The sequence below is a fragment of the Pseudomonas sp. yb_9 genome, assembly GCF_043103635.1.
GTDB classification, from domain to species: Bacteria; Pseudomonadota; Gammaproteobacteria; order Pseudomonadales; family Pseudomonadaceae; genus Aquipseudomonas; species Aquipseudomonas monteilii.
Genome location: NZ_JBICKA010000084.1, coordinates 121559 through 135943, shown reverse-complemented (window position 1 = coordinate 135943; position 14385 = coordinate 121559). Strand labels below are relative to the sequence as shown.

Below are 14385 nucleotides of genomic sequence, written 5' to 3'. Positions count from 1 at the left end.
GCGAAGAGGCCAGTGAAGGCTGCAGAAGAATCAGACGAGATGCAGGTGGTTGTCCCAGAAACCGGACGGCAGGTTCATCGGCTGTCCGACCAGCTCGGCCTTGCGGCAATCGTAGAACCGGCAACGGCCCTGCCCGGAAGTAACGACGAAACCATCCTTCACCGCGCCAACCCCCGCGCAATCGGGCATCGGTGCATCCAGCCGCACCGCACCCGTGTCCAGGTCCCAGACAAACAACCGGTTGGCCCGTGGCGCAGTCAGCGCCACCAGCCGCAGGTCGCTGTGGATCGCGACGCTGGCGGTGTACTGGGCCATGGCCTGCAACTGCCGCTCCGGCACCGGGAAGGCCTTGAACGGCTCGCCCGGGCGCTTGATCGCCAACAACTCGGCCGTTTCATCGGCATCACCCATGAACTGCTGGCAGGCGGCGATGGTGCCATCGCTGCCCACTGCCAGATGACGCACGCTGTTCATCTGCTGGGCCAGGGTTTCCTTGCTCAGCAAGGTGCCGTCACGCTGCATCAGCACCAGGCTCGGTTCCATGGCATTGAGGTTCATCTCTACCCGGCTTTCGGCTTCGGTACGAATGCCGCCGTTGGCCACGATCAGCGTCTCGCCGTCGGGCAGCCAGGCAACCTCGTGCGGGCCAATGCCGTGGGTCGGGATTTCGCCGGTGTGTACCAGGCGTTCGCCTTCAAAACGGTACACGCCCAGCACGCCACGCCCAGGGTCGGTCGTGTCGTTCTCGGTGGCATACAGCCATTCGCCACCCTTGTGCACCACCGCATGGCCATAGAAGTGCCGGTTCGGCTGCGAGGTCACGGTTTGCAGCAGGCGCCCGTCGCGCAAATCGACCAGGTAGCTTTCGGTACCGGGGCGGCGGGCGACGAACAGGGCGATTGGCTGCTCGGGGTGGTGGATGATGGCGTGGCAGCGCTGGGCGACCTGGGTGCTGAACACCTGGGTGCCGTCCAGGCGGAAACCCACGGCATAGTGCTTGCCGTCGCCATCGTCACGCGCCGAAAGCAGGAGAGGTTCGCTGCCTTTGTTGCGGAACAGGCTCCAGCCGCCCAAGGTCAGGGCACTGAGCAAAACGCTACCGAGTTTGAGGGCCTGGCGTCGCAGCATGATCAGTCACCGTCGTTGGCATTGAAGCCCAGCTGAATGTTCAACGCCTTGGCCAGGTCGCCTTCGTGCAGGCGATGGACAGCGTTGAGGCTGTCGTAGATCTGGTTCAGGGTTTGCTGGCCAGCGTCGTCGGCCAGCAGCTCGCCCAGCGACTTCTGATTGTCGGCCAGCAGTTTGAGCGAGGTAGCGTAGGCGGCGTCGATCTTGTCCGCCAGCGCTTTCTGATCGCTGGACAGCAAGCCGCGCAGGCCTTGGTTGTCGACCCCGACCCAGACGGTTTCGGCCGCCTTGAGGGTGGCTTCCAGGCTCTTCAGCGAGGAGTGGCTGCGCCAGGCTTCGGCCTGCAACGGCTGCGGGATGCCCTTGCTCTGGCGGCCCATCGGCGCACCCAGCTTCTTCTTCAGGGTATCCAGGGCGGTGACCTGAGAGCGCAGCAGGTCGGCGATGGCCTCGTGGGAGTCGGCGTAACGCTGGTTGGGGAACTTGGTCATTTGCGACAGCATGCCGTCGGTGCTGTTCCAGCTCTTGAGGATATCCTCGGCCAGGACCTTCTGGTGTTCACCAATGGCCACCAGCAGCGGGCAGTAGCGGGCTTTCTGCTCGGCAGTGGCGACGTCCGGCTTGCTGTCGAACAGGATGTACTCGTAGGCCGACAGGCCACGTACCACCACGCTGGCCTTGCCCAGGGACGCGACGTCTACCGGCTTGTCGCCGTTGACCAGTTGCTCGACCTGGCGGCCGACCAGGTTCTTCTTGTCGGGCCAGAACTGTACCTGCCAGGCGCGGTTGCCTTCGGCCAGCGGGCCGACCAGCAGCGGTTGCAGCTCGGCCCAGGCCTTTTGCGCATTGAGGAAGTCGGCACGGGCCTTTTCCAGGTCTTCCTTGCCTTCGCAGTAGGCCAGGGCGCTGGCGGCCAGCATGCGGTCGGCTTCGACCCAACGGCTGTAAGTGGGCAGGATGACCTGCTTGGCGATGGCAGCGGAGGTGACGGCTTGCGGGTCCTGCGGCGAGCAGGCGCCGAGGGCGAGTGCAGCGAGGCTGGTGAACAACAGTTTGGGTCGGAACATGCCCGGCTCCTTTGCGCGTTTTAAAGTGAATTCAGGAACGCCAGCAGCGCAGTGCGTTGCTCGGCATTGAACGTGAGTACAAAGTTGCGTGCCGCCTCGGCTTCGCCCCCGTGCCAGAGCACGGCTTCCAGCAGGTTACGGGCGCGGCCGTCGTGCAGGAACTGGCTGTGGCCGCTCACCGTTTCGCTCAGGCCGATGCCCCACAGTGGCGGGGTACGCCAGTCCTGGCCGTTGGCGGCGAACTCGGTGCGCTCATCGGCCAGGCCTGGGCCCATGTCGTGTAGCAGCAGGTCGCTGTAGGGGCGGATGACCTGGTTGGCCAACTCTGGCTCGGCAGCATCGGCGGCGGTGGTGAACTGCGGTGTGTGGCAACCCTGGCAGCCGGCCTGGTAGAACAGGTTCTTGCCTGCCAGCACCTGCGGCGAGCCGACGTCGCGGCGGGCCGGCACGGCCAGGTTGCGGGTGTAGAAGGTGACCAGGCGCAGGATGTTGTCGCTGACTTCCTTTTCGCCATTGGCGCCGTCGCCATTGGGCGCGGCGAGGCAGTCGGTTTGTGCCGGGGTGCAATCGTCTTTGGGCTGCAGGGTGCTGGTCAGGCCCATGTCGCCGGCGAAGGCGTGCACGTTCTGCTGGTTGACGTTGGGCTGCCCGGCTTTCCAGCCGAAGCGGCCGACCACGGTCTTGCCCAGGGCGTCGTCCCACACGCGGTTGGCCCGCCCGCGGATGCCGTCGCGGTTGCGGTCATCGGGGTCTTCGTTGGCCAACACGTCGGCTTCGGGGATGGCTTCGAGCAGGCCCAGCCCGATCATTGGCGGTGCCACCCGCGCCGAAAAGCGCGTGTCGGGGTGCATGACGCCGTAGCCGAGCTGGCTGATCTGCAGGGCCGGCTTGCGCAGTTCGACCTGATGGCCGTCCTTGAACGACACGGTTTCGCGGGTGTAACTCACCCGTACCTTGCCTTCCGGCGCCACACCGGGGATGGCCATGTCCTGCAGCTGAGTGCCGTACACCGGCTCAGGTACCACGCCCAGGCGCTCGATGACCTTGGCCAGATAGGGCTGGTCGGGGATCGACAGGCGTACCAGCATGCCCACCGCGTTGCTGTTGCCCGGCGCTGGCGGGTGGCCGCGGCCGTCGCGCACATGGCAGTTCTGGCAGGCGTTGGTGTTGAACAGCGGGCCCAGGCCGTCGCGGGCGGTGGTGGTGGAAGGGGCGATCACCCAGGGGTTGCGGAAGAAACTGTTGCCCACGGCGAAGTCCACGCGACGTTCGGATGCGAGGTTGGCCGAGGGCAGGGAATAGGCGTTGCGGTCAGTCCGCTGCACGGTTGCCTTGCCGCCCGACAATGCTTCGCCGGGTTCGGCCTGGGTGAAACGCGGGGCGTCGTCACAGGCAGAGAGGGCGAGGACCAGCAGCAGCGGGGAGAGTCGGGACAGCGACGAGGACATGCAAAATCCTGGGCGTGGACGAAAAACCGGCGTGCAAGCTTAGCAAAGTGGGGGTGTTTGAATAAGAGCAATTTGCAATTGCTGGATGAAATCGGTGTCAGTTGGCCATAGTTATCTGTTGTCTGTGCCGGCCTCTTCGTGGGCAAGCGCGCTCCCACAGGTAATCTGCAGGTCTCAAGTACAATGCAGTCTCTGTGGGCGCGGGCTTGCCCGCGAAAGGGCCATAAGCAAAAAAGGCGACCCGAAGGCCGCCTCTGTCAACACTGCTACAGCAGGATCAGAATTCGTGATCCGCAGTATCCGGGTTCAGGTTGGCAATACCCAGCTTGCCAGCCGCCTGCTCGATCGCACCGGTCTGCTTGACCAGTGCGGCGATGGCGTCACGCACGATCTGGTTGCCGGCAGCGTTGTCGGCAGCGATCAGCTGGTCGTAGTGCTCGCCTTTGAGGGCGTGGTCGACCATTACCTGGATCTTGGCTTCGGTGGCTTCCAGGTCGGCCTTGAGGGTGGCGTCGGCGGCCGGGTCGACCTTGGCGACCAGCGACGACAGGCTTGGGCCGGTCAGCTTGGTACCGTCCGGGCGGGTGTACTCGCCCAGGTAGACGTTGCGGATACCCTTGGCGTCGTAGAAGTGCGAGTAGTGGGTGTTGTCGCTGAAGCAGTCCTGCTCGTCTTCCGGCGAGTTGGCTTCCAGCGAAACCTTCATGCGCTCGCCCGCCAGTTCGCCCAGCGACAGGCTGCCCATGCCGAAGAGCATCTTGCGCAGGCCGTCGTTGACAGGCTCCGCTTCCAGCTTGGCGCGGTAGTTGTCGGCGACGTTCGGCGCCCAGTTGCCGACCATTTCTTCAAGGTCGGTAACCAGCAGCTGTGTAACGGCTTTCAGGTAGGCACGGCGGCGCTCGTTGTGGCCACCGGTGGCGCCCTGGCCTTCCAGGTAGTCGGATGCCGGGCGGTTGCCAGCGCCTGGGCCGGTGCCGTTCAGGTCCTGGCCCCAGAGCAGGAATTCGATGGCGTGATAGCCCGTGGCAACGTTGGCCTCGGAGCCCGCCAGTTCGTTCAGGCTGGCCAGTTTCTCAGGGGTAATGTCCTTGACGTCGACCTTCTCTTCACCCACCTGGATCTCGGTGTTGGCGATGATGTTGGCGCCGGCGGCCGGGTTGCCCAGGGCATGCTCGTAGCTCTTGTCGACATAGTCGATCAGGCCTTCGTCCAGGGGCCAGGCGTTCACCTGGCCTTCCCAGTCGTCGATGATGGTGTTGCCGAAGCGGAAGGCTTCGGACTGCAGGTACGGAACGCGCGCGGCGAACCAGGCTTCCTTGGCGGCCTTCAGGGTTTCGTCGTTGGGCTTGGCCAGGAACGCGTCCACTGCGGTCTGCAGGGTTTTGGCGGTGCTCAGCGAGTCGCTGTACACCGCATGGACCATTTCGGCGTAATGCTTGACCACGGCTTTGCCAGCGGCTTCGTCGACAGCCCCGGGCGCGGCAGCGGTGGTGGCGGCAGCAGCAGGTGCCTGGGCCTGCGGCGCGGCGGCTTTGTCGTCCTTGCCTTCACCGCAGCCGGCGAGAGCGATGGCAATGGCCAGCAGACTGGCGGAGGCCAGAGGCATTCGAATCATTGTTGGTTTTCCTGCGTCGTGTGGTTGGACCAAGGGTGGACCGTGCGCCGTGGCACGCGAAACCGCAACATCATGCGAAAGATTTGCATTTGCTGTAAAGAGGCGGGCGTGCAATTCATGTAAATGGCGGTCACGGCATGTAACCGGGCAGGCGTCCTCAGAACATCGAAACCTGGTTACGCTGCGCCTGCTTCAGGAAACTGGTCAGCTCGCGAGCCGACAGCGGCTTGCTGTAGTGGTAGCCCTGGCCCTCGTGGCAGCCCTGGGCAACGATGTAGGTTTCCTGCTCGGCGGTTTCCACGCCTTCGGCGATCACCTGCATGCCCAGGCTCTTGCCCAGCTGGATGATGGCGCGAACGATGGTGGCGTCGTCATCGTCATCGAGCAGGTCCTGGACGAAGCTCTTGTCGATCTTGATCTTGTCCAGCGGCAGCGATTTCAGGTAACTGAGCGACGAATAGCCGGTGCCAAAGTCGTCGATGGCAATCAGTGCCCCGGAACGGCGCAGGCTCAGCAGATGCTGGGCAGCGGTGCTGATGTCTTCCATCAGGCCGGTTTCGGTGACTTCCAGCTCCAGGCTGCGCGGCGGCAGGCGGTAGGCCTGCAGCAGGTTGTTGACCACCCGTGGCAGCTCGCTGTGGTGCAGTTGTACAGTCGACAGGTTGACCGCCATGCGCAGCTCGCTAAAGCCTTGGTCGTGCCATTCGCGCAGTTGCCGGCAGGCCTGGTCCAGTACCCATTCGCCGATGCTGATGATGCTGCCGTTTTGCTCAGCCAACGGGATGAACTGGTCTGGCGGCACCATGCCCAGCTCCGGGTGCTGCCAGCGCAGCAACGCCTCCACGCCGACCACGCGGTGGTCGCGGTAGCTGATTTGTGGCTGGTAAACCAGGTACAACTGGTTGCGGGGCAGGGCTTCGCGCAGGTCTTTTTCCAGCTCACGGCGGCGGCGCATCTCGCTGTCGACGCTGGCAATGTAAAACTGGTAGCGGTTGCGCGAACGGGCCTTGGCCAGGGTCATGGTCTGTTCGGCTTTTTGCAGCAGTTTCTCGGTGCTGTCGCCGTCTTCGGGGAACAGGGTAATGCCGATGGTGGCGCGCAGGCGGATCTGCTGGTGGTGGTCGAGGTTGAACGGCACTTCCAGGTCGTCGAGGATGCTCTGCGCCAGTTCGGCTGCCTCGTAGGGCTGCTCGATATTAGCTTGCACCAGGGCAAACTGGTCACCGCCCAGTCGCGCCAGGGCCCCCAGCCGGCCACTGTGGGCGCGCAAGCGGTCGGCCAGGGCCAGCAGCAGCTGGTCGCCCACCTGGTAGCTGAATTGCTCGTTGATGCCCTTGAAATCGTCAAGGCCCACGCACAACACCGCCACACGGTGCTGCAGGCGACCACCGTCGACGAGGATCTTGTCCAGTTGCTGCTGCAGTTGCTGGCGGTTGGGCAGGCCGGTGAGGAAATCGTACTGGGCCATGCGTTGCAGGCTGTTTTCGGCCTCGTGGCGTAGGTGGGTGTTGCGCTCGATCGAGGCCAGCAACTGGTTGGCGGTGTTGACCCACAGGCCCAGTTCGTTCTTCTCGTGGCCCTTGAGCAGCGGTATCTGGTGCTGACTGGGGCGGTCGGGGTTGATCTGGGTGAGGTGCTCGATGATCTTGGACAGCGGCTTGGTTAGCAGCCAGTGGTACACCAGGTACAGCACCAGGCCCATGGCCAAGGCCCGCAATACGCCGGAAATGAAGATGATTACCGCATTGATCAGGAAGTCTTCGCCGTAGGACGACGTGTCGAGGGTGATGCTGAGGTCGCCGTAGTATTCGCTGTAAGGGCCTCGGCCGACCAGTTGTGTGGTGTAGGTGCGTTCCTGGCCGAGGATAAGGTCGGTCAGCCAGCGCATGGGCATGTCCTGCAGCGGGCGCGACTTTTCGGCCAGCATGGTTTCGTTGGGGTGCCCGATGGAGGCCATGCGCACCGATTCGTCCTGGAACAGGCCTTCCATCACCTGCATGCCCATTTCGCGGTCGAGGCTGTACACCGCCTGGGTGGACGGGTCGCGGAACATGTCGAGGATGCGCTGGGCATCGTTGTTAACGGCCTGGCGGGTCTTGTAGGTGTCGTAGACGATTTGCGCACAGCTGAGCACCACGCCGACTGCCAGCGCCGACAGCAGCACGACCCTGAGCAACTTGACCGACAAGCTGTTCCGCAATTCCAGCTTCAATGGGGTTTCCTTAATCCATGCGCATGGCATCATTTTGCCATCAACGATGACGATACACTATCGGCCGATCATGAGCAGTGTATCGGTTGCCTGACCCCGCAACTTGAATGCGCTGTGTCAATCTTCCAGAGATTTGATGTTAGCGCGCTATGCGGGCTGAGCAAGCAAAACCGTGTCGCCTTGCGCGCGCGCGGGAGGCCGGCACTGGCATAAAAAAACCCGGCACAGGGCCGGGTCTTCATGTTCAGGGCTGAATGACTCAGGCCTTGAAGGTCTTGCCTTCGAACTGTTCGGCAACGAAGGCCCAGTTGACCAGGTTCCAGAACGCCTCGACGTACTTCGGACGCAGGTTGCGGTAGTCGATGTAGTAGGCGTGTTCCCAGACGTCGCAGGTCAGCAGCGGGGTGTCGCCGCTGGTCAGCGGGCAACCGGCGCCGATGGTGCTGGCCAGGGCCAGGGAACCGTCAGCTTTCTTCACCAGCCAGCCCCAGCCGGAACCGAAGGTGCCAACCGAAGTCTTGGTGAACTCTTCCTTGAACTTGTCGAAGGAACCGAAAGCGGCGTTGATGGCGTCAGCCAGGGCACCGGTCGGTTGGCCACCAGCGTTTGGCGCCAGGCAGTTCCAGTAGAAGGTGTGGTTCCAGACCTGAGCGGCGTTGTTGAAGATGCCGCCCGAAGAGGTCTTGACGATCTCTTCCAGGGTCTTGCCTTCGAATTCGGTGCCTGGGACCAGGTTGTTCAGGTTCACGACATAGGTGTTGTGGTGCTTGTCGTGGTGAAACTCCAGGGTTTCCTTGGAGATGTGCGGCTGCAGGGCATCGTGGGCGTACGGCAGCGGCGGCAATTCAAAAGCCATGGTGGATCTCCTGATTCAGGTCTAGTTCGCGGTTTGCGCAGGGCCGATCACGGGCGGCCCTATGTACGTCGGCGAGTTTGTACTCTTTGCGACGCAAGGGCCCGATCATAGCACCAGCCCCGGCGCATAACCACGCAACAAACATAGGGAATAGAGGTTCCAGAGCGGCTTGGCGGACGCCGACCAATGGTGGTCGCTTTCAGGCGGTACGCGTTACGCCGGTCCTTGCAGGCCTGACATCAGTTGAAGATCAACTGCGCCGCCACCGCGAACATCATCACCGCCACCATGAGGTCGAGCATGCGCCAGGTTGCCGGCCGTGCCAGCCACGGTGCCAGCCAGGCCGCGCCGATGGCCAGGGTGGAGAACCACAGCAGCGAAGCACTGGCCGCGCCCGCCACGTAGGCACCGGGGGCGGTCTGCTGGGCGCCCAGCGAGCCAATCAGCAATACCGTGTCGAGGTACACGTGCGGGTTCAGCAGCGTCACTGCAAGGGCGCTGAGCAGCACTGCGCGGCGTGAGCGCATGCCTTGGCCTTCCTGGTGCTGCAGGCTCTGTTTGGAGCAGGCGCTGCGCAGTGCCTTGGCGCCGTACCAGATCAGGAACACCGCACCGCCCCAGCGCGCGACCGCCAGCAAGGTCGGGTTGTGCGCCAGTACCGTGGCCAGGCCAAACACACCGGCAGCCACCAGAATGGCGTCACAGACGATGCATAGCGCCGCCACGGGCAAGTGATGTTCCCGGCGCAGGCTCTGGGCGAGGACGAAGGCGTTCTGTGCGCCGATGGCCATGATCAGCCCGAAGGCCACCAGCATGCCGTTGAGATAGCTTTGCCACATGATGGGGCTCTCCAGAAAGGTCGTAGAAGATGCTGGCTATTGTGATGACCGGCCCTGTATAAGAAAAACAAATAAAGCTGATAAGGCATTAGAGAAATCGATGTTCGACTACAAGCTGCTGGCCGCCCTCGCGGCGGTGATCGAACAGGGTGGTTTCGAGCGTGCGGCGCAAGTGCTGGGCTTGTCGCAGTCGGCCATTTCCCAGCGCATCAAGCTGCTGGAGGCGCGGGTCGGCCAGCCTGTGCTGGTGCGTGCCACGCCGCCTGGCCCGACCGAGGTAGGCCGCCAGTTGCTCAACCATGTTCAGCAGGTGCGCCTGCTTGAACGTGACTTGCAGCGCCAAGTGCCGGCGCTGGACGAAGAGGGTATGCCGGAGCGCCTGCGCATCGCCCTCAACGCCGACAGCCTGGCCACTTGGTGGGCCGGCGCGGTGGGGGATTTCTGCGCACAGCAGAACGTTTTGACCGACTTGGTGGTAGAAGACCAGGAAGTGGGCCTCAAACGTATGCGTGCCGGCGAAGTGGCGGCCTGCCTGTGTGGCAGTGAGCGCCCGGTAGCGGGGGCACGCAGCCAGCCACTGGGCGCCATGCGCTACCGGGCATTGGCTAGCCCCGGGTTCATGGCGCGGCATTTTCCCCAGGGTTTTGTCGCCAGCCGCCTGGCCCGTACCCCGGCGATCGTGTATGGCCCGGACGACTTCCTGCAGCATCGCTACCTGGCATCGCTGGGTATCGAGGACGGTTTTCTGCATCACCTGTGCCCGTCCTCCGAAGGCTTCCTGCGCATGACCGAGGCCGGCCTGGGCTGGGGACTGGTGCCCGAACTGCAGGCCCGTGAGCAACTGGCCAGCGGGCAGTTGGTGGAAATCTGTCGCGATACCCCTATCGATGTGCCGCTGTACTGGCATCATTGGCGCAATGGCGGGCAATTGCTCGCGCAACTGACCGATCACCTGCGGTACACCGCACGGCAATGGCTGGTGCCCTTGTAGCCACGGCTGGCGTCAGTTGCATCTGAAATCTGGCAAGACGGAGTCTTACATGCGAATTCTGGTCACCGGCGCGAGCGGCTTCATCGGCGGGCGCTTTGCGCGCTTTGCCCTGGAGCAGGGCCTGGACGTGCGGGTCAGCGGCCGCCGCGCCGAAGGGGTCGAGCACCTGGTCAAGCGCGGCGCCCAGTTCATCCCTGGCGACCTGGGCGATGCCGAGCTGGCCCGTCGCCTGTGCCAGGGCGTCGAGGCCGTGGTGCACTGCGCGGGCGCGGTGGGCAGCTGGGGGCGGTACCAGGACTTCTACCAAGGTAACGTGGTGGTAACCGAGAACGTGGTCGAGGGCTGCCTGAAGGAGCATGTACGGCGCCTGGTGCACCTGTCGTCGCCGTCGATCTATTTCAATGGCCGTTCGCGCCTGGATGTCCGTGAAGATCAGGTACCGCGCCGCTTCCACGACCACTACGGGCAAACCAAGCACCTGGCCGAGCAGAAAGTATTCGGCGCGCAGGAGTTTGGCCTGGAAGTGCTGGCGCTGCGCCCGCGCTTCGTCACGGGCGCCGGCGATGCCAGCATTTTCCCGAAGCTGATGCAGATGCAACGCAAAGGCCGCGTGGCAATCATCGGCAATGGCCTGAACAAAGTTGACTTCACCAGTGTGCACAACCTTAACGAGGCGCTGCTCAGCGCCTTGTTCGCCGACGATAGGGCGCTGGGCCAGGCCTATAACATCAGCAACGGCCAGCCGCTGCCGCTGTGGGATGTGGTCAACTACGTGATGCGCCAGATGCAGCTGCCGCAGGTTACCCGCTACCGTTCCTACGGCCTGGCCTACAGCCTGGCCGCGCTGAACGAGGCGGCCTGCATGCTGTGGCCAGGGCGTCCGCAACCGACCTTGTCGCGCCTGGGGATGCAGGTGATGAGCCGCGATTTCACCCTGGATATCAGCCGCGCCCGGCAGTATCTGGACTACCAGCCCAAGGTCAGCCTGTGGACAGCGCTGGATGAATTCTGTGGCTGGTGGAAGCACCTGCCGCCGGGGCAGTGAAGCCGCAGGGCTGACAATGGTCATCAATGCGCCGCGCTGGCGGTTTATACTCGTGCCTCTTTGCGACTACCGCGGTTGAATGTATCCATGCGTAACCATGCTCACGATGACTACGATGACGTGCCTACCTTGCGGGCGGGCACCGTTGATGATGACGAACTGATGCCGGCGCACGTCGTGCGCAGCCGCCAGAAGGCCGCGCGCGGGCCAAGCACGGCGCCGTTGTGGGCGTTGCTCGGTGCATCGTTCATCGCCTTGGCAGGCCTGGGTTGGTGGAGCTTCCAGCAGATCTCGTTGATGGAGCAGCAACTGGTGGCAACCCAGGAAAGTTTTGCCCGCATCAGTGAAGAAGCGGCAGGGCGTCTGCAGGCGATCAGCGGCAAGGTGGATGCCAGTGAGTCTGGCGCTACCACCAGCAGCGAGGCATTGAAGCTTCAACTGCGCCAGTTGCAGAAAGGTGTGGCCGGGCAGACCGGTGACCTGGGCAAGCGCCTGGAGCAGGTGCTGGCTGATACCCGTGAGCAGCAGAAGGCTGTGACCGAGCTGCAAAGCCAGTTGCAGGCGCAGTTGAAGCTGGTGAATGGCGAACTGGCCGCGCTGCGTTCGGGCCAGGTGGATGGGGGCAAGCTGGATGCCCAGTTCAAGGGGTTGAATGAGCAGGTTGCCGCGCTGAAGGCCGCGCAGGTGGATGGCGGCAAGCTGGACGGGCAGCTCAAGAGCCTGGGCAGCGATATCGCGGCGCTGAAGAAGCAGGGAAACCCGAGCGCTGCCATTCAAGGCCTGGAGCAGGACATGCTGGTGCTCAAGAGCCAGATCGACAACCGCCCGGCTGCGGCGGCGCCCGGTGGTGCTTCGGTGCAGGAGTTCGATGCTTTCCGGGCACAGATGACGCGGAACCTGAATACCTTGCAGAGCCAGATTCAGAACCTGCAACAGCAGATCAACACCCGGCAGTGACAATTCATGGGAGGGCTTTGCCCTCCTATCGCGACACAAGGCCGCAAAGCGGCCCCGGCAATCTCGATTACAACCGCGGATAATCGATGTACCCCACCGGCCCCCTGCCATAAAAGGTCTCGGGTCGCGCTTCGTTCAGTGGCGCATCCACCGCCAGCCGCGCCGGCAGGTCGGGGTTGGCGATGAACGGCACGCCAAACGCTACAGCATCGGCCTTGCCGCTGGCCAGCGCCGCATTGGCACTGGCTTTGTCAAACCGCTCGTTGACGATGTACGGGCCGCCAAACGCTTCCTTGATCAGCGGGCCAATGCTGTCATCGGCTTCCTTCTCCCGCGAGCAGATAAAGGCAATGCCACGCTTGCCCAGTTCACGGGCCACGTAGGTAAAGGTTTCGACGCGGTCGGCATCGCCCATGTCGTGTGCATCGGCGCGCGGTGCCAGGTGCACGCCCACGCGGTTCGCGCCCCACACCTCGATGGCCGCATCGGTCACTTCCAGCAGCAGGCGCGCACGGTTTTCCAGCGAGCCGCCGTAGCGGTCTGTGCGCTGGTTGGTGCTGCTTTGCAGGAACTGATCGAGCAGGTAACCGTTGGCGCCGTGGATTTCTACACCATCAAAGCCAGCCGCCTTGGCATTCTCGGCACCGCTGCGGTAGGCCTCGACGATGTCGATGATTTCTTCGGTTTCCAGCGCGCGTGGGGTGGGGTAGTCACTCAACGGGCGCACCAGGCTTACATGCCCCTTGGGCTGGATCGCGCTGGGGGCCACCGGCAGCTCGCCGTTCAGGTAGCTGGGGTGGGAGATACGGCCAACGTGCCACAGTTGCAGGAAGATGCGTCCGCCTGCGGCATGCACAGCCTTGGTGACGTTGTTCCAGCCACGTACCTGCTCATCGTTCCAGATACCGGGGGTATCCGGGTAGCCGACCCCCATGGCACTGACCGACGTCGCTTCGCTGAGGATCAGCCCGGCGCTGGCGCGCTGCACGTAGTATTCGGCCATCAGCGCATTGGGTACGCGGCCTTCGTCGGCACGGCAGCGGGTGAGTGGGGCCATGATGATGCGGTTGGGCAGTTGCAGGTCGCCCAGGGTGATCGGATCGAAAAGCGTGGTCATAGCGGTTACCTGCTTTGTCAAAGTGTTTGGCGCAGTTGTTCGAGGAACGCCTCGATGGTGGCTTCGTCGCGTTTGAAGAAGTGCCATTGGCCGATCTTCTGGCTGCGGATCAGCCCGGCGCGCTGCAAGGTGGCCAGGTGGGCAGAGACGGTCGACTGCGACAGGCCGCAGCGTTGGTCGATCTGCCCGGCACACACACCGTTCTCGGTGCTGTGGTACTGGTCGGGGAACTGCGTTGCCGGGTCTTTCAGCCAGCTGAGGATTTCTCGCCTGACCGGGTGGGCCAGCGCTTTTATTATTTCGTCGAGATCGAGAGGCATGGGGTGAGGCTCGTTGTAGCGGTATATCGCGATGGAACGAAATGTAAATCGTCAGTTACCGATATACAAATATGAAGAGGTTCTGAGCTGAGCACGAATCGCTATATCGCGTTATAACGATATAGGAGCGAGCGGTGCTAGACTGCGCGCATGAACTACCTTGCGCACCTGCACCTGGGCGGCCCGGCGCCGCAACAACTGCTTGGCAGCCTGTATGGCGACTTTGTCAAAGGTTCGCTGGAAGGGCGCTTTCCGCCTGCCCTGGAGGCGGCCATACGGTTGCACCGGCATATCGACAGCTACACCGACCAGCACCCGTTGGTGCTGGCGGCACTGGCGCGCTTTCCGCGCGAGCGGCGGCGCTTCGCTGGCATTGTCCTGGACGTGTTTTTTGATCATTGCCTGGCGCGGCATTGGCAGGACTATGCCGAGCAGCCGCTGGCGCAGTTCACTGGGGATTTTTATCGGGTGTTGTTGGCGGAGCCCGAGCTGCCGGGGCGGCTGGGGCGGATTGCGCCGTTCATGGCAGCGGATGACTGGCTGGGGGCGTATGGCGAGTTTGCCACGCTGGAGCAAGTGTTCAACGGTATTGCCCGCAGACTGTCCCGGCCGGAGGGGATGGCCGGTGTGATGGGGGAGCTGGAGCGGTTGTATGAGCCGCTGCTGGCGGACTTCCGGGAGTTTTACCCGCAGTTGCAGGCGTTTGCGGCGGCGGGTCGGATGTCTGGCAGTTAGTTTTGTATTGGTAGTGCCGGCCTCTTCGCGGGTTTACCCGCGAAAGGGCCAGCAC

At 63.4% G+C, this 14385-nt stretch carries 13 protein-coding genes; 4 read left to right on the top strand and 9 right to left on the bottom strand.

Features of this window, described 5'->3' with window-relative positions; translation table 11 throughout:
* Positions 1–30 precede the first annotated feature (30 nt).
* The 7 genes from ACF8MI_RS22565 to ACF8MI_RS22535 form a co-directional block, all read right to left on the bottom strand.
* Positions 31–1128, bottom strand: coding sequence for a DUF1513 domain-containing protein (locus tag ACF8MI_RS22565; RefSeq protein WP_104833372.1), 1098 nt, complete (start codon positions 1126–1128; stop codon positions 31–33).
* Positions 1129–1130: 2 nt separating this feature from the next.
* Positions 1131–2195 (bottom strand): imelysin family protein, encoded by a 1065-nt coding sequence (locus ACF8MI_RS22560; protein WP_060498000.1) that lies wholly within the window; start codon positions 2193–2195, stop codon positions 1131–1133.
* A 20-nt stretch (positions 2196–2215) separates the two neighbouring features.
* Positions 2216–3643, bottom strand: a complete 1428-nt coding sequence (locus ACF8MI_RS22555; RefSeq protein ID WP_060497999.1) for a di-heme oxidoredictase family protein — start codon at positions 3641–3643, stop codon at positions 2216–2218.
* A gap of 277 nt (positions 3644–3920) precedes the next feature.
* Complete coding sequence (locus ACF8MI_RS22550; protein WP_104833371.1) at positions 3921–5258, bottom strand: imelysin family protein; 1338 nt, start codon at positions 5256–5258, stop codon at positions 3921–3923.
* Positions 5259–5415: 157 nt separating this feature from the next.
* Entirely contained in the window at positions 5416–7470 is a 2055-nt protein-coding gene (locus ACF8MI_RS22545) for a bifunctional diguanylate cyclase/phosphodiesterase (protein ID WP_060497997.1), read from the bottom strand.
* A 259-nt stretch (positions 7471–7729) separates the two neighbouring features.
* Entirely contained in the window at positions 7730–8326 is a 597-nt protein-coding gene (locus ACF8MI_RS22540) for a superoxide dismutase (RefSeq protein ID WP_012274023.1), read from the bottom strand.
* A gap of 239 nt (positions 8327–8565) precedes the next feature.
* Positions 8566–9165: a LysE/ArgO family amino acid transporter gene (locus ACF8MI_RS22535; protein WP_019099626.1), complete on the bottom strand. Its 600-nt coding sequence runs from the start codon at positions 9163–9165 to the stop codon at positions 8566–8568.
* A gap of 100 nt (positions 9166–9265) precedes the next feature.
* Here ACF8MI_RS22535 and ACF8MI_RS22530 point away from each other — a divergent pair, with 100 nt between their 5' ends.
* The 3 genes from ACF8MI_RS22530 (at position 9266) to ACF8MI_RS22520 (ending at position 12158) form a co-directional block, all read left to right on the top strand.
* Positions 9266–10156 carry a LysR family transcriptional regulator ArgP gene (locus tag ACF8MI_RS22530; RefSeq protein WP_025753946.1) on the top strand — a complete coding sequence of 297 codons (891 nt, stop codon included), beginning with the start codon at positions 9266–9268 and terminating at the stop codon, positions 10154–10156.
* A gap of 49 nt (positions 10157–10205) precedes the next feature.
* Positions 10206–11201, top strand: coding sequence for an NAD(P)-dependent oxidoreductase (locus ACF8MI_RS22525; protein ID WP_060497996.1), 996 nt, complete (start codon positions 10206–10208; stop codon positions 11199–11201).
* Positions 11202–11288: 87 nt separating this feature from the next.
* The gene (locus tag ACF8MI_RS22520; protein WP_060497995.1) at positions 11289–12158 is read left to right on the top strand and encodes a hypothetical protein; all 870 of its coding nucleotides are present in this window, start codon (positions 11289–11291) and stop codon (positions 12156–12158) included.
* Between the two features lie 67 nt (positions 12159–12225).
* On the opposite strand, the gene ACF8MI_RS22515 is transcribed toward ACF8MI_RS22520, so the two are convergent.
* Entirely contained in the window at positions 12226–13275 is a 1050-nt protein-coding gene (locus ACF8MI_RS22515) for an alkene reductase (protein ID WP_060497994.1), read from the bottom strand.
* Between the two features lie 17 nt (positions 13276–13292).
* Positions 13293–13595, bottom strand: coding sequence for a helix-turn-helix transcriptional regulator (locus ACF8MI_RS22510; protein ID WP_060497993.1), 303 nt, complete (start codon positions 13593–13595; stop codon positions 13293–13295).
* A gap of 150 nt (positions 13596–13745) precedes the next feature.
* Between ACF8MI_RS22510 and ACF8MI_RS22505 the strand changes: the two genes are divergently transcribed.
* On the top strand, positions 13746–14330 hold the full coding sequence (locus ACF8MI_RS22505; protein WP_060497992.1) for an ACP phosphodiesterase: 585 nt from the start codon (positions 13746–13748) through the stop codon (positions 14328–14330).
* Positions 14331–14385: the final 55 nt, after the last annotated feature.